The 20,705-nt window shown below is 40.5% G+C and carries 15 protein-coding genes and 1 tRNA gene; 4 read left to right on the forward strand and 12 right to left on the reverse strand.

What is annotated here, in order from left to right; translation table 11 throughout:
- Positions 1-56: 56 nt before the first annotated feature.
- Positions 57-1,181, forward strand: coding sequence for a DEAD/DEAH box helicase (locus tag CBM24_RS16720; protein WP_088162020.1), 1,125 nt, complete (start codon positions 57-59; stop codon positions 1,179-1,181).
- 50 nt (positions 1,182-1,231) lie between these two features.
- On the opposite strand, the gene CBM24_RS16725 is transcribed toward CBM24_RS16720, so the two are convergent.
- The 3 genes from CBM24_RS16725 to CBM24_RS16735 all read right to left on the reverse strand — a co-directional run bounded on the left by CBM24_RS16725 (position 1,232) and on the right by CBM24_RS16735 (position 5,128).
- Complete coding sequence (locus tag CBM24_RS16725) at positions 1,232-3,499, reverse strand: cation:proton antiporter (protein WP_088162021.1); 2,268 nt, start codon at positions 3,497-3,499, stop codon at positions 1,232-1,234.
- Positions 3,500-3,675: 176 nt separating this feature from the next.
- The gene (locus CBM24_RS16730) at positions 3,676-4,398 is read right to left on the reverse strand and encodes a LytR/AlgR family response regulator transcription factor (protein WP_157698507.1); all 723 of its coding nucleotides are present in this window, start codon (positions 4,396-4,398) and stop codon (positions 3,676-3,678) included.
- Complete coding sequence (locus CBM24_RS16735) at positions 4,388-5,128, reverse strand: histidine kinase (RefSeq protein WP_088162023.1); 741 nt, start codon at positions 5,126-5,128, stop codon at positions 4,388-4,390. Before CBM24_RS16735 ends, CBM24_RS16730 begins: the two co-directional genes overlap by 11 nt.
- Positions 5,129-5,432: 304 nt before the next feature.
- Between CBM24_RS16735 and CBM24_RS16740 the strand changes: the two genes are divergently transcribed.
- On the forward strand, positions 5,433-5,651 hold the full coding sequence (locus CBM24_RS16740; protein WP_046672939.1) for a hypothetical protein: 219 nt from the start codon (positions 5,433-5,435) through the stop codon (positions 5,649-5,651).
- Positions 5,652-5,774: 123 nt separating this feature from the next.
- On the opposite strand, the gene CBM24_RS16745 is transcribed toward CBM24_RS16740, so the two are convergent.
- Positions 5,775-6,953, reverse strand: a complete 1,179-nt coding sequence (locus tag CBM24_RS16745) for a thiolase family protein (protein ID WP_088162024.1) — start codon at positions 6,951-6,953, stop codon at positions 5,775-5,777.
- A gap of 320 nt (positions 6,954-7,273) precedes the next feature.
- Between CBM24_RS16745 and CBM24_RS16750 the strand changes: the two genes are divergently transcribed.
- Together CBM24_RS16750 and CBM24_RS16755 are read left to right on the forward strand one after the other, a co-directional pair.
- Complete coding sequence (locus tag CBM24_RS16750) at positions 7,274-8,449, forward strand: acyl-CoA dehydrogenase family protein (protein ID WP_075993171.1); 1,176 nt, start codon at positions 7,274-7,276, stop codon at positions 8,447-8,449.
- A gap of 30 nt (positions 8,450-8,479) precedes the next feature.
- Positions 8,480-10,591, forward strand: coding sequence for a 3-hydroxyacyl-CoA dehydrogenase NAD-binding domain-containing protein (locus CBM24_RS16755; protein WP_088162025.1), 2,112 nt, complete (start codon positions 8,480-8,482; stop codon positions 10,589-10,591).
- A gap of 198 nt (positions 10,592-10,789) precedes the next feature.
- On the opposite strand, the gene CBM24_RS16760 is transcribed toward CBM24_RS16755, so the two are convergent.
- The 8 genes from CBM24_RS16760 to CBM24_RS16795 all read right to left on the reverse strand — a co-directional run bounded on the left by CBM24_RS16760 (position 10,790) and on the right by CBM24_RS16795 (position 20,610).
- A complete protein-coding gene (locus CBM24_RS16760) occupies positions 10,790-12,241 on the reverse strand; it encodes a bifunctional 2-methylcitrate dehydratase/aconitate hydratase (protein ID WP_075993173.1) in 1,452 nt (483 codons plus the stop codon).
- Between the two features lie 123 nt (positions 12,242-12,364).
- A complete protein-coding gene (gene prpC, locus CBM24_RS16765) occupies positions 12,365-13,516 on the reverse strand; it encodes a 2-methylcitrate synthase (protein ID WP_088163599.1) in 1,152 nt (383 codons plus the stop codon).
- Positions 13,517-13,526: 10 nt separating this feature from the next.
- Positions 13,527-14,402, reverse strand: coding sequence for a methylisocitrate lyase (gene prpB, locus CBM24_RS16770; RefSeq protein ID WP_088162026.1), 876 nt, complete (start codon positions 14,400-14,402; stop codon positions 13,527-13,529).
- Positions 14,403-14,702: 300 nt separating this feature from the next.
- A complete protein-coding gene (prfH, locus tag CBM24_RS16775) occupies positions 14,703-15,326 on the reverse strand; it encodes a peptide chain release factor H (RefSeq protein WP_088162027.1) in 624 nt (207 codons plus the stop codon).
- 4 nt (positions 15,327-15,330) lie between these two features.
- Positions 15,331-16,722 carry an RtcB family protein gene (locus CBM24_RS16780; RefSeq protein ID WP_088162028.1) on the reverse strand — a complete coding sequence of 464 codons (1,392 nt, stop codon included), beginning with the start codon at positions 16,720-16,722 and terminating at the stop codon, positions 15,331-15,333.
- Between the two features lie 522 nt (positions 16,723-17,244).
- Positions 17,245-18,558 carry a PDZ domain-containing protein gene (locus CBM24_RS16785; RefSeq protein WP_088162029.1) on the reverse strand — a complete coding sequence of 438 codons (1,314 nt, stop codon included), beginning with the start codon at positions 18,556-18,558 and terminating at the stop codon, positions 17,245-17,247.
- 117 nt (positions 18,559-18,675) lie between these two features.
- Positions 18,676-19,740 carry an IS110 family transposase gene (locus CBM24_RS16790; protein WP_088160153.1) on the reverse strand — a complete coding sequence of 355 codons (1,065 nt, stop codon included), beginning with the start codon at positions 19,738-19,740 and terminating at the stop codon, positions 18,676-18,678.
- Between the two features lie 790 nt (positions 19,741-20,530).
- Positions 20,531-20,610 (reverse strand) — tRNA-Leu (locus tag CBM24_RS16795).
- Positions 20,611-20,705: the final 95 nt, after the last annotated feature.

A 20,705-nucleotide genomic window follows, 5' to 3' on the forward strand; every position in this document is an offset into this window, starting at 1 on the left:
AAGCATAAAAAGGATTCTCAAAGGTTTTATTTAAGACAAATTCGAACATACTATTTATGGAATTTAAACAACTCAGTTTAATCGCTCCGCTTTTAAAAGCAATAACAGAAACAGGCTATACACACCCTACTGCAATTCAACAAAAAGCCATTCCAATTGTATTGCAAGGAAACGATCTTATTGGCTGTGCACAAACGGGAACCGGTAAAACGGCCGCTTTTGCACTTCCGCTTTTACAACGTCTTGAAGAAACTAAGACATCAGGTAAACTCGTTCCCATTAGAGCTTTGATTCTTACACCAACACGTGAACTAGCCATTCAAATTGGAGACAATATCAACTTATACCGAAAATATCTAAAACTAAACTATTGCACTATTTTTGGTGGAGTAAGCCAAGAAAAGCAAGTTAAAGAAATTAAAAAAGGTATTGATATTCTTGTTGCTACCCCAGGCCGCTTACTGGATTTAATGAATCAAAAGATAGTTTCTCTAGATAAAATCGAGATCTTGATATTAGACGAGGCGGACAACATGCTGGACATGGGCTTTATTCATGACATCAAGAAGATCCTCGCCAAGGTTCCTTCAAAGCGACAAACATTGTTTTTCTCGGCGACAATGCCTCCTAATATCCGTAAATTCGCGCATGGCATATTACACAAGCCTATTGAAGTTGACGTCACCCCGGTAAGCTCAACAGCCGAGAAAGTAAATCAATCTGTATTTTTTGTTGAAAAGAAGGAGAAGATCAAATTATTGACGAGCATATTAAAAAAGCTGAAGCATGAGCGCACCATTGTATTCTCCCGAACAAAACACGGAGCGGATAAAATCGTCAAGTTGCTTGCGAAAAATGGCTTAAGAGCAGCGGCCATTCACGGAAATAAATCGCAAAATGCAAGACAAAAAGCTTTAGGTGAATTTAAGGACAGTCATCTTAAAATTTTGATCGCTACCGATATTGCAGCAAGAGGAATCGATATCGAACAACTACCGCTTGTGATTAATTATGATCTCCCAAATGTACCGGAAACCTATGTTCATCGCATTGGTAGAACAGGAAGAGCTGGTCAGGAAGGAAAAGCCATCTCTTTTTGCGATGTAGAAGAAAGACCGTATTTGGCTGATATCGAAAAATTGATCGGACTAAAAATCAAGATAGAAAAGATCAATAAATAGATCTTGATAACACCTTAAGTAAAAGCCCCTAGGGGCTTTTTACGTTTTATTTATGGTTTGCGATCCGCCATCAACAGTGTGGATGGCGTAAAAGGAAGCCAATGTACTTTTTTATTGACAATTTTGTTCCAGCTGGGCAGGCTGATCAACATTAAGTCATGGTCCCGCCAGGTATCACTGTTTAACTCTTTTTCCGTTATTGTGAGATGGTTGGGAACAAGTTGTTCCAATTGCCTCAATTTCTCCTTGAAGCTTTCATTGGTTTTCAGCACTTGATTCAGATCCCATACGATGATCTGAGCATCCGAATGCTGAATAAGGCGCTGTATGATTTCACATAGAAATTCATCATTTTTCAAAACAACAGGAACGATCACTCGCTTCGCCTTCACAAAGTCTTTATCAATTAAAATGCCTACCATTGCATTCACTTTGGCGTTGATCTGCTGATTTCTATCAAATGTCGTAAAGGGAGACTCGGCATTTGTAACCGTATGGAATAACTTTTCAGGATTTACAATCCGCGTAGTAAAATCTAAAAATCGCCCCAATAAACTCCCCTCATAGATGGATTCGCTGACACCCAAAAGTAATAAATCCTGATCGCGTTCATTGGAAGTTTGAACAATCTCACTATCGATATCACTAGAAATTTTAAATACTGTCTGAATAGGCTGTTCGAGTTGCTGAGCGACCTGCTTGATTTCACGAAAACTATCCAGTTCCTGGGTTTCCACCTCATAATGATGTAATTCGTTTGAAGGTTCAATATGTAATGCAGTAACCTCAGCATTCTTTTTCGATTTCAACGTTAAAGCATCCGCTAGATACAGTAGCGAAATCCCAGTATTACTTTTCGCAAAAGACAATAGAATCTTAAATTTCGATTTATCCTGGATATCTTCCTGCAATAAACTCTTCTTTGGTCGATAGAGAAAATTGATAAGATCTAAGGATGGCCCTGTCATAAAGGTGGTCACTAAGGCCATAACGACCATCATCGAAAATAATTCAGCACTTAAAACGCCAAGATCGTATCCAATATTGAGGACGATAAGTTCCATCAAACCCCGCGTATTCATTAACGCGCCGATACTCAAACTATCTTTCCAGCTTTGACCGACAAAACGCGCCGCCAACGTACTACCTGCAAATTTCCCAATAACCGCGACCAAAATAATACCAATGGTAATCATCCATAACTGAGGATCATTAAGTAGACCGATCTGCGTACGCAGTCCAGTATAGACAAAAAATAAAGGCAACAATAACAAAGTAGAGACATCTTCGATTTTTTCGATGAATGCTGTTCGGAATCGACTTCCTTCGGGCATGATTGCTCCCGCCATAAATGCACCAAAAAGTGCATGGATATCGATTACTTCGGTTGCATAAGCAGACAATAACAGCACAATAAAGAAAATAGCAACAACAGGTTTACTCAAAGCTTCCTTACTACCTTTCACCTCTCCTACGCGCATCAAAAATGGGCGCACGATCTTAATCATAATGAGCACATAAGCAACAGCAAGCCCTATTGTATACAACGCACTGGCGAAATCACCGGCTTTGACGATTGCAATTACGACAGCGAGTATACACCAAGCCGTAATGTCGTCTGCAGCCGCGCAGGTAATCGCCATTGCACCTAGCTTACTTTTTTGCAATCCTCTTTCTTGTATAATTCTGGCAAGGACAGGAAATGCTGTGATACTCATGGAAATACCAATAAACAAGCTATAGGATAGAAACTCTACATTTGTAGGTGGATGGAATAGGTATAAAAAATAAGCCAATGAAATTCCCAACGTAAATGGGATCACAATGCTTGCATGAGAAATGACAACAGCATCATGCGCTTTATTTCGCAGCACATTCAGATCCAGCTCCATTCCAATGATAAACATAAATAAGATTAGCCCAATTTGACTCAAAAACTGCAAATTACTGAGCGATTCTACAGGAAAAAGTGTATGCGAAAATTCAGGAAAATAGAGCCCCAGCAATGATGGTCCCAATATGATACCTGCGAGCATCTCTCCGATTACCACAGGCTGCTTAATCTTAATGCAAATCCAGCCCATAATACGTGCCGCGATAATGATCGTCACGATTTGAGCCAATAATATCGCTAGCGGATGCTGCAGACTATGGAATAAAGTTGATGTAAAATCCTTCCAGGCACCTTGACTTGTTTTCTCCCCACGCAGTAGCTCTGGAGCCTCTAGCTGTGCCCCCAAATGAATCATCCAATACATCACCCCAAGTAATGTACCAACTAAAACTACATAGAAAATTGTATTCCTATATTTCCTCATCTTCAATAGCAATTAAAATAAATATAATGACAATAGCATACTAAGTCCCAACCAATATTCTCTAAACAAGGAGGGATAAAATACAGTCTCAACAAAAATATAATTCTGTAAGAGTTTTAGTGCTTTTCAGCTGCTAGGTGGAAGGAAATATGTAATGAAACAAAAAAAAAATGTAATCAACTGAATTTCTCGAAAAACATTTTCTTGTACGATTCCCCCAAATTAAACAAAAGAGGCATATCTTGTTCGTCAAACAAGTTGCTTGTTATTTGATCAGCGGAGAAAAATTTAACGATCTTGGTTGCAATGATCTCTTTTTTATTGATGCGTATAAAGTCATGCTCAGGCAAAATCTCCATCAACTTATCGAAGCTTATATTTTTCAACAAAATGAACGAACCATCAGCCAAATAAACTGTTTTATCACGGCTGTCTACTTCAGCTATTTGAACATAGTTAATCTGATCGAAATACAATACCGTTTTTCCTTTATTCGTATTAAACTGTGCAAACGAGACAATTTCAGCTTTATTATTGATTATTTGTTCTACTTTCATAATGGCCTGCTGAAGACGTTGCAGAGATATTGGTTTACGCATGTAATCTACAGCATTAATATCAAAAGCATCGCTCGCATATTGTTTATATGCGATAGAAAACACAATCGGAAAATCCTTGAGTTCTCTGGCTACATCAAATCCATTAAATTCCGGCATTTCAATATCCAGAATACAAAAATCAAAACTTAATGAACGGTATTCTCTCAACAATGCTGCTGGTTCATTAAAGGTTTTCACCACCTCTACCCCTGGAATTTGCTCACAGAGCATTTTCAAGAACCTCAAGCTTGGTATTTCATCATCCAGAAGAACACATTTCAAACTTCTTTCAATCCGCATACAATCTGATTTGAAGGTGGGCACTATATACATCATTCTCTACAAACCTGCGCAGGTGATGTCTACCTGGATAGTACAACATGAGCCGTTCTTCCAACGTTTTGCTGCCTATTCCACTTTTGGCCTTTTGTAGGGGCGAACGTTTTGAAATTCGATTGCTTACAATGAGCTCCAGCAAACCATTCTTAAAGGTCAGCATGATAGAAATAAAAGAATCAGGGCCATGGAAATCTGCATGTTTAAATGCGTTTTCAATTAAATCCACAGAAATCAAAGGAACCAATGAAGGTGTATTCAACAAGGAACTATTTAGTTCATCAATATCAAACTTAACGCGTATATCAAATAAGGGACTCAGTTTTACCCTATTAATCTCAATGAGATTACGCGCAAAATCAATCTCTGCTTTAGGTGAAACGAGTTCATCTTCACTTTCATACAAAACGTAGTCCAATACCATGGCCAACTTGTCCATGGTATAATAGGTCTGATAGGCATGTGAAAGTATTCCGTTCAATGAATTTTTAAGCAAGTGGGGATTTAATTGGGCCCGATGGAAATCGTCAATCTTCTGATTGTCCATACGATTAAAAAGCTCCTTTTGTCGTTTATTTTCTACCTCAAGTTTCCTATATTTTTGTCTTAACAAGAGGTACAAACCCGATATTAAAGCAACAATTGCCAGCAATAACAGGATGATTATATTCGAGGTCTCAGTCGTCATGTTCATTTCAAACTTACTTAAAATTTCTATACCAATGAAAACGTCGTATTAGAAAATCCGAAATCCACATATAGACTTGTTCGATTACAATAAAATGAAATCCGGTGTTTTAAAGGCAATCTAACGACTATAAAATTTCCATATATTTATTACAAAAATTAACAGTTTCATTACAATTTAGTCATTTCAAAGCATTAATTTAAGATTATTATCCTTATATTGAGACTATTGTAATTAGCCGATCAAATGATTGTCTACGCTATTTTGGTTAAACCCGCCTGATTTTTAATCAGGCCTAATATGAAACACTATGGAAAAGCTCATTTTCGAAACTAATGCACAACATCCCAGTCTTGTAGACAAAATCAAACAAGCTGTTGAAAAACTGAATGGCATCCACGAATGGAAGATCGACTTGGATTCTATTTATAATCTGTTAACCATAGAAGGCATTCGACTCAACCCAACGGAAATCGAATCAGAACTGGCGCTCCATGGAGTCGAGGCAAGCCGTCTATATGAGGAGTAGAAGTACGACCTTGTATAGCAAATAAAATAAGTTTCCAGGAAGCTATGTGGTTAAAAACACCCGAATTCAATAAGCGTGAGCTTCTTCCAGATAAAATTAAAGCAATCTTATCTGGAAGAAGCATCAAATCTTTTTAATAATCATTGCAGAGGCACCACCGCCACCATTGCATATCGCTGCCAGCCCTACTGATCCCCCCTCCTGTCTTAAGATGCTGCTTAGTGTTACAACAATTCTAGCGCCCGAACATCCCAATGGGTGCCCCAAAGATACCGCTCCTCCATAAACATTTACTTTGTTCATGGGTAAACCCAAAATTTGTGCATTCACCAAAGCCACCACGGAAAAAGCTTCATTATATTCAAAATAATCAATGTCTTCTAGTGTCAATCCCGCTTTTTTTAACACCTTTTCCGTGGCTACACTTGGTGTAGTCGTAAACCATTCCGGAGCCTGTTCAGCATCAGCATAAGCAATAATCTCTGCTAAGGGGACAAGTCCAAGTTCTTCCAATTTCTCGCCAGATATGAGCAGCACCGCAGCAGCCCCATCACTTATTGTCGATGCATTTGCGGCAGTTACAGTCCCCTCTTTTTTAAAGGCAGGCTTAAGCTCGGGTATCTTATCAAAATTGACCTGCGAAAACTCTTCGTCGCGCGAAACGACGACATCTCCTTTACGACTTTGTATCGTTATAGGTTGAACCTCGTTTAAAAACTTATTTTTTTGCCAAGCGTCCAGGCTTCTTTTATAGGAACTTATCGCATAAGCATCCTGTTCTTCACGGCCAATATGATATTTCTCGGCACACAACTCTGCAAACATTCCCATTGCATCATTCGAATAAGCATCGCTCAAACCATCACGTTGTAAACCATCAACCAGACTCTGAGCTCCAAATTTGGCTCCCCAACGCATACTATTCGTATAATATGGCACCCTACTCATGCTCTCCATCCCACCAGCAATCACTATATCAGCATCTCCCAATAGAATGCTTTGCGCAGCAACAGCTATTGCTTTCATTCCACTAGCACATACTTTATTAAGGGTCGTTGCAGCGGTATGATCCGACAAACCTGCTAACCGGGCTACCTGCCGGGCAGGCGCTTGTCCCAAATCAGCTTGCAAAACAGCACCAATAATAATCTCATCCACTATATCGCGGGAAATACCCGCCTCATCAACTACAGCCCCAACAACCTGGGCCGCAAGACTTGGCGCCGAAATAGATGACAAGGCACCACCAAAACTTCCAATTGGCGTGCGTTTCGCTGCAACGATAAATACACTCTTTGACATGATATAAAAAGTTTATAATTGTTCTGCTAAAATTTTGAAGGCTTATCGCTAGCATATCCCCAACAACCCTTCCTAATCTTAAAGATAAAAAATATAACAGATAACCCACAACAAGTCGGTTTTATTTTTTTTATCAAAACAGAATAAATAGAAAAAAAATAATACAAAAACTTCCCTACTTAACCAATTGAACGAAAAATAAAGAATAAAAATTTGCAAAAAGCCAAGGCTTTTCGTTAAATTCGTTTAGATAACATCCTACTAGATGGTCATTCAAAAGACCGCCTTACATAAGATAACCAAAAGCAAGATAAACGATTATGCAGACAATCAAGTTTACAGCTGAACATCAGATTTTTCGCGATACACTTCGCGCATTTATTCGAAAAGAAATTACACCTTACGTCGATGATTGGGAAAAACGCGGCGAGATCGACCGAAATGTATGGAAGAAAATGGGTGATATGGGATTGATGGGACTCAATTATCCAGAAGTGTATGGTGGACTAGAGCTTGATTTTTATTATTCCTTGATACTCTGCGAAGAATTATCGTATTGTTTTTCTGGAGGATTTACCATTTCCGCACTTGTCATTCAGTTTATGTCGGCTCCATACCTATTGAAATATGGATCAGAAGATCTGAAAATACGCTATCTTAAACCAGTTATTGCCGGTGATATGGTCAGTGCTGTTGCTATTACTGAACCCGGGGCTGGTTCTGACGTAAAGCAGATCAAAACAACAGCTGTCCGGGATGGCGATTTTTATATTGTCAATGGATCTAAAACATTTATTACCAACGGTTATTACGGTGATTTCTTCATTACAGCAGTCAAAACTGCTTCTGATCAGGGAACAAAGGGTATAAGCTTATTACTTATTGACAGAAATGCAACTGGGGTCTCGTCAAGCAAAATCAATAAACTAGGCTGGCACGCCTCTGATACCGCCGAGCTAGGGTTTAATAACGTACGAGTCCCTATTTCTCATCTCATCGGCATGGAGGGAGAAGGATTTCGCTATTTAATGGATGGACTTCAATTGGAAAGGCTTACCGCAGCTATTCATAGTCTCGCTACCGCAGAATCCGCATTTCAGTATACACTTGATTATATCGCACAACGTGAAGCCTTTGGAAAAAAAATCCAGGAATTTCAAACAATACGGCACCGAATCGCACAAATGGCAGCAGATATCGCTACCACGAAAGCCTTTGTCTACCATTGTTGTGACCTCCAGGACCAAAACGAATACGCAGTCCAAGAATGTTCCATAGCGAAGCTACAAGCAAGTGAGCTCGCCGTCAATGTCGTAAACCAATGTCTCCAATTATTTGGTGGTTATGGGTTTACAGAAGATTATAAAATCGCACGTTTATATCGCGATGTCCGTGTCGGCACCATTATCGGGGGAACCTCAGAAATCATGCTTGAAATTATCGCGAAAATGACAATAGATCATGTGACTTATCAATCAGGAAAGTCCAAACAATAGAACGCTTTTTAAAAATTATCACCAAGTACAATGGATGAAAATAAATCTTATATGACCCACACGCTCTTTCGTGTAGAACAGGATAATCATCACATCATTACAATCCATCCGCTATCGACAGCAGCTCCCGAGCAGTTGGACATTATAGACTATCTCACGCAATTTGTTGATTTGGTTACGTTCATTCTCGAACGGGAAGATACCATAGGTGTCGTATATAGCTGCCCGATTCAAGACAAAGAAATCGAATATACGCAATTATTTGAGCAGTTTTCTTCAAGCCGCTCAAGACCTTCGGACTTATACAAGCTTACATCAAAAGTATTGCATTGGGAAACGTTTAAAAAACCCATTGTATCTATTATTTCAGACAATTGTACAGCTATGGCCCTAGCGACGATGCTATGGTCTAATTGTCGTATCGCCTCCGAAAAACTTCAGTTTGGCTTTCCGGAGAGTAAGTATGGTTTGTTTACAGCTTTTGGTACAACGATCTATTTACCAGCATTGATAGGTACTGAAAATGCCCTAAATCTGCTGACACAAAACAAACTTCTGAGCAGTGAAGAAGCGCATAAACTTGGGTTAATCAATGAATTGACGCAGAAGCCAAGCGACAGCCTATCATTAGCAATAAACTGGATACTTAATCTACCCAACACCAATGCTGGCCATCACACGGAACAAACTGACGAACTGAATCCTGAAGCAATTCTTGCTATCCAAAAAAAAGCACGCGGTTTGTACCCTGGCACAAACGCAGTTATTGAATTACTAAGAAAAAACCCGTCATCCACAGCGGTTGAAGCTAGTGAGAGAGAAGCAATTTTATATCTGGAAGTCTTAAATCGCCCCGAACCACTCAGCATGGTCCGTACACTTCACTATGCTGTCCAATTGGCAAAATCACCCAATAGAATAAAACATCTCGACAACTATAAGTTAAATAAAATAGGTGTACTGGGTGCTGGGATGATGGGCTCGGGGATTGCTTATGAGGCCGCCCGGGCAGGAATAGAAGTTGCTTTAAAAGACGTTACACTTCCCCAAGCCGAACGGGGCAAAGCCTATTCTAGCCAGGTTTGTGAAAAATCATTGGCTTTAGGAGCCATGAGCCCATCACAACGGGAGCAATTGCTTGCACGCATAAAACCAACTGACCAAGTCGATGACCTTAATGGATCTGACTGCATTATAGAAGCTGTATTTGAAGATTTCCACCTAAAGGCTGAGGTTACAAAAGAAAGCCTACCCTATTTAAACGAAAATGGCTTTTTCGCTACAAATACCACTTCATTGCCTATTACTGAGCTTGCTAAAGCAACCAATGATCCTAAAAAATTTATAGGAATGCATTTCTTTTCGCCTGTTGACCGCATGCCCCTTGTCGAAATCATCTGCGGTAAACAAACCGAGCAAAAAACCTTAGAGAAAGCACTTATCACAGCTTTACGCCTCAATAAAATTCCAATAGTCGTGCAGGATGGTCCGGGTTTTTTCACCTCACGTATTTTCTTCAATTATTTACTCGAAGGTATTACAATGGTACTGGAAGGCATCTCACCGACACTGGTCGAAGAGGAAGCGATGGCTGCAGGATTTGCCGTGGGCCCATTGGCAGTATTGGATGAGATATCATTGGAATTGATGCTACACGTTTATGATCAATTACCCGGTCTGCATGCCAGCCAAAAACGTGCATATACCTACCTCAAAGGAATGGTCGATCAGGAACGAAAAGGAAAAAAATCGAGCGCTGGATTTTACGATTATGACGTTGAAACCAAAAAGAAAACCATTTGGAAAAACCCTGTAATTGCATCTGCAAAGGAAAATGTAACACCTTCAATTATCCGGAAACGTTTGTTGCATGTCATGGCATTGGATAGCTATCGATGTCTCGCAGAAGGCGTACTCAACCAACCCATCGATGGCGATATTGGTTCTATTTTAGGTGTAGGGTATGCATCCTATACAGGTGGAGTATTTGGACATATCGACCGTACAACGCTTCCTACTTTCATTGCTGAATGCGAAGACTTTCAGGCCAAAGGTGAGCAATGGGATATACCAGAATCTTTAAGAGAACTGGCAAAAAAGAATTTCAGATTTTATAGCGGTTTTGACTCAAATTGGCGATAGATTAGCCAATCTATGTTCTTTCGTCTAAAGAAGCGTGCATAAGCTGTTTAAGTGCACTAAAGTACAGGTAATCATAAAAACAACAAAACAAAAGGTTGCGACCTTAAAAAGAATATTCGGTGTAGTTTAACGCTGTAATAGAAACGAAAGCAGGGGTGACAAAACAAATAGTTTGATCACCCCGTCCTCTCTATATCATTAGCGTACAAACAGATCCATCAGCTGCGAGACATCCTGTTCGAGAAAAGTATCGTAGTCCAAAGTAGCTGTAAGTATTTCCTTTTGCTGTTTTTCAGAAAATACCCGAGCAAGATTTGTTTTGTATTTTTCGATTAATTTAGGAATTCCCTCTGCCCTCCTTCTTGGATGGCCTATCGGATATTCAACGACCAATTCAGGCAATATTGTACCGTCAACCAGTTCAATTGTCAAAGCATTTGATATGGCACGTTTCTGTGGGTCGTGATAATCAGCGGTGAATTGAGCATCTTCCACGCAGGAGATCTTATCGCGCAGTATATCAATTCTTGGATCCGAAGCGATATGATTTTCATAGTCATCAGCCGTCAAACGTCCAAAGATTAGAGGCACAGCAACCATATATTGGATACAATGATCGCGGTCGGCAGGATTATGCAAAGGCCCCTTTTTATCAATAATCCGGATAGCAGCTTCATGTGTACGAATGGTTACACGGGCGATATCTGAACTGCTTTTTCCAAATTCTTTCAGTTGTTGATTGAGCTGCATTGCCGCTTCGGCAGCTGTCTGTGCATGGAATTCTGCGGGAAATGAAATTTTGAAGAGAATATTTTCCATCACATAAGATCCATATCCCCGCTGAAACTTAAATGGATTCCCCTTAAAAGACACATCATAAAATCCCCATATTGGTGCTGTCAAAACAGATGGATAGCCCATTTCTCCAGTTTTTGCGATCAAGGCCAATCGGACAGCACGCGAAGTTGCATCGCCGGCTGCCCATGATTTTCGGCTACCAGTATTTGGCGCATGCCGATAAGTCCGTAAGGCTTGTCCATCAACAAAAGCCAAAGAAACCGCGTTGAGCAGCTCTTCTCTTGTGAGGCCAATGAGCCTACCTACGACCGCTGTTGAAGCTACCTTCACCAAAATAACATGGTCTAGCCCCACTTTATTAAACGAGTTTTCAAGTGCTAAGACACCTTGTATCTCATGGGCCATAATCATTGCCTCAAGAACCGTCCTAGCTTTCAGCGGTTTTTGCCCGTTCGCAATATTCGTTCGGCTCAACCAATCTGCCACTGCTAAAATTCCCCCTAGATTATCGGATGGATGTCCCCATTCCGCTGCCAGCCAGGTATCATTAAAATCCAACCATCGAACAATCGTGCCGATATTGAATGCTGCCTGAACGGGATCCAATTGAAAATCTGTACCCGGCACCCGAGCACCGTTCGGCACAATGGTCCCGGCCACAACTGGCCCCAACAATTTGGTGCAGGCAGGATAGGTCAATGCTTCCAAGCCGCAGCCAATGGTGTCAAGAAAACAGTAAAAGGCCGTATTCCAAGCGACTTTTTCCTCAATTTTATAATTTAGGACATAGTCCACAATGTCCACTAAAACCTGATCCGGTTGTGGTCTTTCATTTGATATTGCTGAACTCATTCGTGTATTTCGTATAAGACTCTCGTTCTATTTATTAATATAATTCGTTTTTTCCTGCGCTAAATTCTTCCTCAGAGCCCCCTGTTCAAAAAGCACCTTTTAACGCCTTTTCCCGACCCGAATTTACCGTTCGGAAAGAGGTACAAACGGTCTGTCATCGGGACCAACATAGTTTGCACTCGGCCGGATAATTTTTCCATCCTGACGTTGTTCGAAAACATGCGCTGACCAGCCAGTAATACGCGAGAGAACAAATAATGGCGTAAACATCTCCGTTGGAATGCCCATAATATGATAGGACACCGCAGAATACCAGTCCAGGTTCGGAAACATTTTCTTTTCTTCCCACATGACTTTTTCCAACCGCTCAGCGATCAGGTAGAGCGTCATGTCGCCCGCTTCTTCCGACAGCTCTTTTGCGACTTGTTTTATCACTTGATTTCTTGGATCCGAGATTGTGTATACAGGATGGCCAAAACCAATAATGACTTCTTTGTTTGCCAATCGCTTCCGGATATCCGCTTCCGCCTCATCAGCATTTGCATAACGACTCTGAATTTCGAAAGCAACCTCATTGGCTCCGCCATGCTTAGGTCCACGCAGCGCACCTATTGCGCCAGCGATGCAGGAATACATATCTGATCCTGTACCGGCAATAACCCGAGCTGTAAATGTAGATGCATTAAACTCATGTTCGGCATATAAATTGAGTGAAATCTGCATCGCTCTTACCCAAGAAGACGATGGAGATTTTCCGTGTAGCAGATGCAAAAAATGCCCGCCCAACGTTGTATCTGATGTCTCTACCTGCACCTCACGTCCATGCTGACTAAAATGATACCAGTATAGCAGTGCTGAGGCCATCGAAGCCATCAGGCGAGTTGCAATGTCACGAGCACCAGCAATGGGATGACTGTCTTTCTCGGGCGAAACACTGCCGAAAAAAGAAACATAAGTCCGTAAAACATCCATGGCATGTGCCGTCGATGGCAACTGCTTGAGAACCTGTTGCACAGTAATAGGCAGACCACGTTGACTGGTCAGCTGACCTTGATAAGTAACGAGCTGGGCCTGTGTTGGCAGACTTCCATAAATAAGTAAATAAGCGACCTCTTCAAAACTTGCCTGATGCGCTAGATCCAAAATATCATAACCCCTATAATGCAGATCATTACCACTTTTTCCGACAGTGCTCAAAGCCGTATTACCAGCTGCTACCCCAGAGAGTGCTACACTTTTTTTAGGCTTAAAACCTGTGCTGTTTGTCTCTTCCATCTGAATATAATTATTTATTAAACAATTGATCCAATCGATTTTCATAGGCATAATAATCGATACTTCTGTATAACTCTGCTCTCGTCTGCATGTCGTTGACCACATTAACCTGCCCACCGTCTTCCCGAATGTGACGATAAACATTTGTAGCCGCTTTATTAGCTGCGCGGAAAGCAGAGAGTGGATAAAGAACAATAGAAACATCGGCTTGACGTAGTTCATTCAGGCTAAACAACGGTGTTTGTCCAAATTCAGTGATATTCGCCAAAATGGGAAGGCCAGTTGCCGCACTAAATTGAACGTATTGCTCCAAATGATGTACTGCTTCAGCAAAAATAAAGTCCGCCCCAGCTTCTTTATAAGCCACCGCTCTTTCCAAAGCAAGTTCAAGGCCTTCAGAAGCAAGTGCATCCGTACGTGCACCAATGGCAAAATGCTCGTCCGTTCGTGCATCCACCGCCGCCTTTAGGCGGTCAACCATTTCAGATCGAGAGACGAGCTCTTTCCCAGGCCGATGACCACAACGTTTAGCACCCACCTGATCCTCCATGTGAACTGCCGCCGCGCCCACTTTAATTAAAGATTTTATTGTACGTGCCACATTGAATGCCGAAGGACCGAAGCCAGTATCAATATCCACCAGCAAAGGAAGTTTACACACATTTGTAATACGATCCACATCAATCAAAACATCCTGAAGTGTTGTAATCCCAAGATCTGGAATTCCAAGTGAACCTGCCGCAACACCACCTCCAGAAAGATAAATAGCTTTAAAACCAGCCTGTTCAGCCAAAAGCGCATGATTAGCATTAATCGCTCCAACAATTTGTAATGGTTTTTCATTCTTGATCGCTTCCTTAAAAAGGAAGCCGGGGGATTTTATCATAATATCGAATTTGAAATTCCAAGCCCTATAGCCTTCTCTAGATGCAGGCTACAGCGACTACTTAAGTTTACTTAGTCTGAAGAACTCATTTTTAGACCCTTCCTCTTAAAGATAGGAATTATCAATGCAATAAAACAAATTATTTTCTACATTCAAGGTAAATCACAGAAGAAAATACGGCTAAAAAACAAAACCAGCATATCCCCAAATTCAAGGGGCCTTGAACTTATGGTTCAAGGCCCCTATCAAAACCCAATTGACTTCATGGATTGCCAATTGGGATCCAGTGCTCAAAAAATACTATTTTTCGACAAAATTACGTCCAACAAACACCCGTTTCGCCTGTCCCCGCGTCACCTCGATTTGGTTTTTCCATTTTTGTTCTTTGGCCGTATTTAACTCAACGCTTTCCAAATTCCGCAGATGTGCTGCCAAGCGCAGCATTGCGATCTCTTTATTCTGCAATTGCGATCTCGTATCCATCACCTGAACACTTATCCCTGTCGGAGCATGCGTCGCTCTAACGCCAGAACTTACTTTATTGACATGCTGTCCACCTGCACCGCTACTTCGCATCGTTTGGAAAGATACATCCTTCACATCCAACACCTTTCCCTTTTCACCCGGATGATACGTTTTAACTTCGACAAACCAATTCTTCCGTTTGTGTAAAGGACGAAAAGGGCTTTTACACACCCAGCAGATTGTACCAATCCAATGATCAATCAATTGATCCATATCTTTTCCTCTCAATCTGACAATCAACGAACAAGGAAGTCCATCCACTTCTTCTGTTTCTATTTCCGTGACCTCAACTCCTACTCTACTACATTCAGAAGAGATTCTGTCGACTACCAACCTAACGGCCATATTGCATTCTTTAGGACCTCGTCCCGAAGAAATTTGTAAATACCTTTCATTCATAACCTTATTTGTCCATACGTACAATCTTCGGACTGAACGTTCCGAGAACAGTTACCAACTCCTGTTGTAATTTCATCACCCGATGAATATCTTTATACGCACGTGGTGATTCATCCAATGCGCCGCCAATCAATTCCACACCATGTGCTTCCAGATCTTTCAGCATAGCGCTTTTTGTCAAATTATTTTTGCAGGCAGATCTCGACATGACACGCCCCGCTCCATGAGATGCAGACTGTAAACTTAAGGGGTTTCCCGTTCCCTCCACAATGAACCCTGGTGCTGTCATCGAGCCGGGAATCACCCCCAGCACGCCCTTGCCTGCAGGTGTTGCTCCCTTCCGATGAACAATGCATTCCTCCCCATTCACGAATTCCTTCCATGCGAAATTATGATGATTTTCGATCGTTACCACGGGATTACCGCCAAGTGCTTTAGCCAAACGTCGGTGGATGTCTGCATGACAGGCCTGGGCATACTCCCCAGCCAAATTCATGGCCATCCAGTATTCTTGTCCTTCTTGGCTTGCTAAATCCAACCAGGCCAAATGTTGGACATGACGCGGTAATAGACATTGTTGCGCCGCAAGACTTGTGTAATGCTTAGCGATATTCGCCCCCAAACCTCGAGAGCCACTATGGGATAAAATCCCCACATACTGTCCAGGATTTATTCCCCATTCCTCCCGCACGGTTTGAAGCTCAACAATGCCCAATTCGACAAAGTGATTTCCACTACCGGAAGTCCCAAATTGTCTGTAAGCTTTACCCAACAGGGATTTTAATAGTGGGATTTCCTGAAATTCAGTTCTACTGAAAATAACGTGATCATGCTTATCACGATGTGTGTCATTTAAACCAAATTTGGTGTTTTCCTTCAATATATTTTTCAGTTGGAATTCCCTTCCTTTGAAATAACTGCCTGGTAAGTCGAATATCGACAGGCTCATCCGACAGCCGATATCTACACCTACACCATAGGGTATAACTGCATTTTCTGTGGCTAGTACTCCGCCGATGGGAAGTCCGTACCCTGTATGTGCATCCGGCATCAGCGCACCTTGCCTTGAAATAGGCAATCTCAGTGCATCATACAACTGTCTTTTTGCCTGCTCATCAATTTCATTTTCACCAAATATGCTAAATGGAGCACAATGTGAATGAAGCTCCTGCATGCGTACTTCAACAGGTTTAATAAGTCCTTCAGAGACCTTTCCCCATATTTTATGCCCCATAAATCGCTCCGGAGCTTCTATCAACTCAGTAAGTTCAAGAAGAATGGTTTCTTTATTTTCCTTCTTTCGATACCTTGTGATCAGCCCTAAAGCTGTATTAACTATATTATTTTGTGGAAAACCTATTTTTACTAGATCTTTTCCCGCTAATTTACTTCCCATTTTTATAAAAAATATAAATAATTAGCCATCAATTTCCTCTTGGAAATCGGCAGCATTGTTGAAAAAATTTCGGGAATATTCTTTTGGGGATTACGATTCTATTAAGCATTTTTTCTTAATGCACAGTCAATTACTCCTATAGAGTCGAACGCACCTGTTTTTCAAAAACGCTGCAGCCCTGAAGAGCTTTGACTATCTAAATAGAAACGAAAATCCGGAAAATTAAAAAGCCCGAATGAACTTCGGCTTTTTCATCTGTATAAATTAGTTTTTCAAAAGAAGTAAAGCGACCTGTTATTCACTCCAGCGGATTGAAGAGACACGATGCACTCCTATTTCGAAAAATATCTTAAATAAAACGAAAAGCACGAAGATTGCTTTCGACAAATCCATTTGCCTTAAAAGCTTGCTGTGTTATTATTCTAGCGACCAACATATCTTTTCGTGTTTAAATTATTAAAATATTATTATCAAGTGCAAATATAAGTAAGTTCAGTTTAAAATAGCAAAATTAGCAAAAATTTAATCCGAGTTAAATGGAAGCGGATCCTTTAACACAAATTTAAAGTCGAGTGTCTTCTCGCCTCTGGTCACTCGAAAATGCATTTCCTTTCCCTCTTCTGATTTAAAAAGATTGTGAATTGACTCCAGGGAAAATGACGATGCAGCTCTACCATTGATCCGTACAACCTTATCTCCGGGTATTAGTCCTGCGATTGCCGCAGGCGAACCATCACGAACAGTCGCAATTTTGTACATATTTCGAAGTACAAAGCGATACTGTACGCTGTTACCCATTCTTACCTCTGTACCGCCATCTTTTTGCAGAACGACAGGTATTTCTTCTTTTTCGTATTTAATACCATCATGTATAATCTCCAAACCACTCATATTCAAATAATAAAAGCGATCAAAATCTTTATTCTTATGAAGATATATCGACTTGTTGGGATAATCGAATACGACCTTAAATCGGCGTAACAACTCGTTTCCAATGGAACCTATTCTTTCGCTCACAAATGTTGCATGCTGTAACGAACTCAATTCAGGATAGGCTACCAGGGGATAGTTCATTGTAAACGGCCCAAGTTCGAGCGATCGGATTCGATTTCTTTTTCCATAAATCTCACCGTTAAACCCCTGCCCAATGTAGTCATCAATAAATGGAGGCTTAATATCAAAATTATTTAACTTTGAAGGAATTAGCATTAAGGCATCGCTATTTCCCATATCAATCAATACGCGACCATCAATAGAAACACTCCCCTGTTTAAAAGCAACCGCAGTATAGGGACGACTATTTAAAATATCCAGCGGCAAACGCTGCATCTTGTCAAGTCCCTTGGGCCGGTTAGCCTTGGCATATAAGGTAATACGATGTTTTTGAAAATCCATTTCTATCATTTGGTTTTCAAAAAAGCGACTTCCCATAATTCCATTAACTTCTACTCCTATCCGGGTAGAGATATCAATATGCGCATTTTGAAGAATATAGATCGGTTGGTCTAAATCTTCATATACCCCAGCAATATTCACCTGATTATGTATGGATAAATAGCCATCCAACCCCTCTTCCCTGCCCAATCCCTGAAATTTATTAACAAAAACAGCGCTATCAATTGACTTTAATGTTTCGCCAAATATCATGGTTTCTTTAACCCCCGTATCCAACAGGAAGTTCATCATATATCCATTTACCTGTACAGGTATAATCACCAGGTTATGTACGAAAAGAAAAGGAATTTTAACATTCTTTTTCCCGTTTAAGACAAACCCTACTTGCCCATGAGTAATGAAAAAACACAGCAGTGCCAGCGATAAAAAAACTGTTTTCATCCAAGTTTATATTTGGTATTTCCAATTTAAACAAGAATATTCAGATTAAAGAACGTTTATAAAAAAAAGGTACTGTTTTAAATTCCAAATATTTAGACAAAAAAGTATTTTTGTAATCTAAAGAAGTTCAGGTTCTGAACTATCTAGTGTAGTCTCGGTTTTCGGATCGGGACTACTTACTTTATAATTTTCTATAAACACGGTGTCATTTTTCCAAAGTGTATACATTAAGATTAATAATTTTCTCTGTACAGCAACCTGTCCGACCATTTTTGACGGCTTTTTCAGGATAATTCTCGTATAAGCATCCTTTAACACAGAATTATATCTGCAGGCTACCATAGCCGGGAAATACAGCGCATTTCTGATATATCTATTCCCTTTCTTTGATATCCTGGTTTTTCCTTTGACCGATGTTCCAGATTCCCGTTGAACCACATCATAGCCGGCATAGCTGACAAGTTGTTTGGCGCTACCAAACTCTTCAAACCCCATTGTTTCAGCAAGAATGGTAACTATGGTGATCATTCCGATACCTTTTATCGTTGCAAGCTTCTCAATTTTTTTATGGAGACCCACGTCCGACTTTACCAGCCTGTTGATTTCCCTGAGGCATCTGACAATTTCCTTATCTATCTCAGTAATAAGTTTTTTATTGCTTTTCAGGATAAAGGTTTGGATATCATGCGAACAGTCTTTGCTATGTTTGATGTTACCCAATCCAGTTTTCTGCTCTTGTAGCTGGACATAGTATCTGGTCAAATTTCTCAGCTGCAATAATATGGCTGGAGGCGGGGTCCATGCTTTATGAATCCTTTCGACACCGAACTGACTCAAGATTCTGGAATCAACAGCATCTGTTTTGGTCTTGATATTGAGGCTTGAAAAATAGTGTTTCGACATATTGGGAAGAACAACATGAACCCTTTTCTTAATCTTGTGCAGATGGTGGGCAAGGTTCTCATAATACACACCGGTAGCTTCCATCAAAAAAACAAGTGCTGCATCTCTGGCAATGACTCCTTTCGTCCATCGAAGGAACTGGTTGAATCCTTTGCTGTCGTTACTAAAATCAATTGCCTTGGAGAACGCTAATCCTCCATCATCTGAACGTTGACACAGACATGCTGTGAAGGTCCCTTTTGAGATATCTATCCCAATGCATTGTTTACTAATACCCATAGTCAAGAATTTAAATCGTATCGACTTAATCCTCCTTCGTCTATCCTTTTGTTTTATCCAGGCTCCAAATAGCGGCCTTAAGTACTGTTCAGACTCCTGAGAATAAAATCGTGTGGACAATTCCTTTTTTACGGTATAACGATCTGTTTACCTAGCCCACATTCGTCTCACACGAAAAGTCAATACATTTTGTATAACAACAATATAATGACCTTTTCTAAATTCTCAGTAAAAATAAAAGCCCATCTTATTACCAATTCTACGGTAGTCAATTTATCTTTCTTATGTACAAGTCTGGGTCAAGATTACACCTTCGTTACCGTTTCTGTGCTATTTTATTGCTGTTTTATTGCTGTTTTATCGTTAAAATACCAAAGAATAAACAAAGAAATACCAAAGAAACACCAAAGAAACGGCAAACGAATACCGAGGAAGGTCTAATGAAAGTAGCTACAATAAGCGAAGAAACACCAAAGAACAAGCAATAGCTGCAGCAACTTAGAATCAAGTAGTGACCAAATTAGATCTTAAGACAGTGCTTATTCAGTGCTTGCTCAGTTCTCGTTCAGTGATTGTTCAGTGATTATTCAGTACAAATTGAATAAGCACTGACTGATCACTGTCTAAAGATTGATTGAAAATTGTTATTAGATATAAGTTGATATTAGGATGTATCTGTTTTAGTACCTACCTTGATTAGCCATAATCCGGAACTTGAGGCGATCTTCAGGTCAGATGCAGCATAGACGAACAAAAAAAGCCTCTTTACAGTAAGTAAAGAGGCTTTTAGTACCCGGAGCCGGAGTCGAACCGGCACGGTTTCCCACTGGTGTTTGAGACCAGCGCGTCTACCAATTCCGCCATCCGGGCATATCCGTTTGGGATGATGCAAAAGTAGGTTTTTTATTGAAAAGGAGAAAACTTTTTGAACAAATTTTCAATGAAAACCAATATAGAACTGAAAT

This window comes from Sphingobacterium sp. G1-14 (genome assembly GCF_002196555.1).
Lineage (GTDB): Bacteria > Bacteroidota > Bacteroidia > Sphingobacteriales > Sphingobacteriaceae > Sphingobacterium > Sphingobacterium siyangense.

Coding starts and splice junctions, on each gene's coding strand:
- CBM24_RS16790 (WP_088160153.1), bottom strand. CDS start 19,740: ATGGGTATTAGTAAACAATGCATTGGGATAGATATCTCAAAAGGGACC.
- CBM24_RS16730 (WP_157698507.1), bottom strand. CDS start 4,398: ATGCGGATTGAAAGAAGTTTGAAATGTGTTCTTCTGGATGATGAAATA.
- CBM24_RS16725 (WP_088162021.1), bottom strand. CDS start 3,499: ATGAGGAAATATAGGAATACAATTTTCTATGTAGTTTTAGTTGGTACA.
- CBM24_RS16740 (WP_046672939.1), top strand. CDS start 5,433: ATGGAAAAGCTCATTTTCGAAACTAATGCACAACATCCCAGTCTTGTA.
- CBM24_RS16760 (WP_075993173.1), bottom strand. CDS start 12,241: ATGAGTTCAGCAATATCAAATGAAAGACCACAACCGGATCAGGTTTTA.
- CBM24_RS16745 (WP_088162024.1), bottom strand. CDS start 6,953: ATGTCAAAGAGTGTATTTATCGTTGCAGCGAAACGCACGCCAATTGGA.
- CBM24_RS16720 (WP_088162020.1), top strand. CDS start 57: ATGGAATTTAAACAACTCAGTTTAATCGCTCCGCTTTTAAAAGCAATA.
- CBM24_RS16735 (WP_088162023.1), bottom strand. CDS start 5,128: ATGAACATGACGACTGAGACCTCGAATATAATCATCCTGTTATTGCTG.
- CBM24_RS16750 (WP_075993171.1), top strand. CDS start 7,274: ATGCAGACAATCAAGTTTACAGCTGAACATCAGATTTTTCGCGATACA.
- CBM24_RS16785 (WP_088162029.1), bottom strand. CDS start 18,558: ATGAAAACAGTTTTTTTATCGCTGGCACTGCTGTGTTTTTTCATTACT.
- prfH (WP_088162027.1), bottom strand. CDS start 15,326: ATGAATGAAAGGTATTTACAAATTTCTTCGGGACGAGGTCCTAAAGAA.
- CBM24_RS16780 (WP_088162028.1), bottom strand. CDS start 16,722: ATGGGAAGTAAATTAGCGGGAAAAGATCTAGTAAAAATAGGTTTTCCA.
- prpB (WP_088162026.1), bottom strand. CDS start 14,402: ATGATAAAATCCCCCGGCTTCCTTTTTAAGGAAGCGATCAAGAATGAA.
- CBM24_RS16755 (WP_088162025.1), top strand. CDS start 8,480: ATGGATGAAAATAAATCTTATATGACCCACACGCTCTTTCGTGTAGAA.
- prpC (WP_088163599.1), bottom strand. CDS start 13,516: ATGGAAGAGACAAACAGCACAGGTTTTAAGCCTAAAAAAAGTGTAGCA.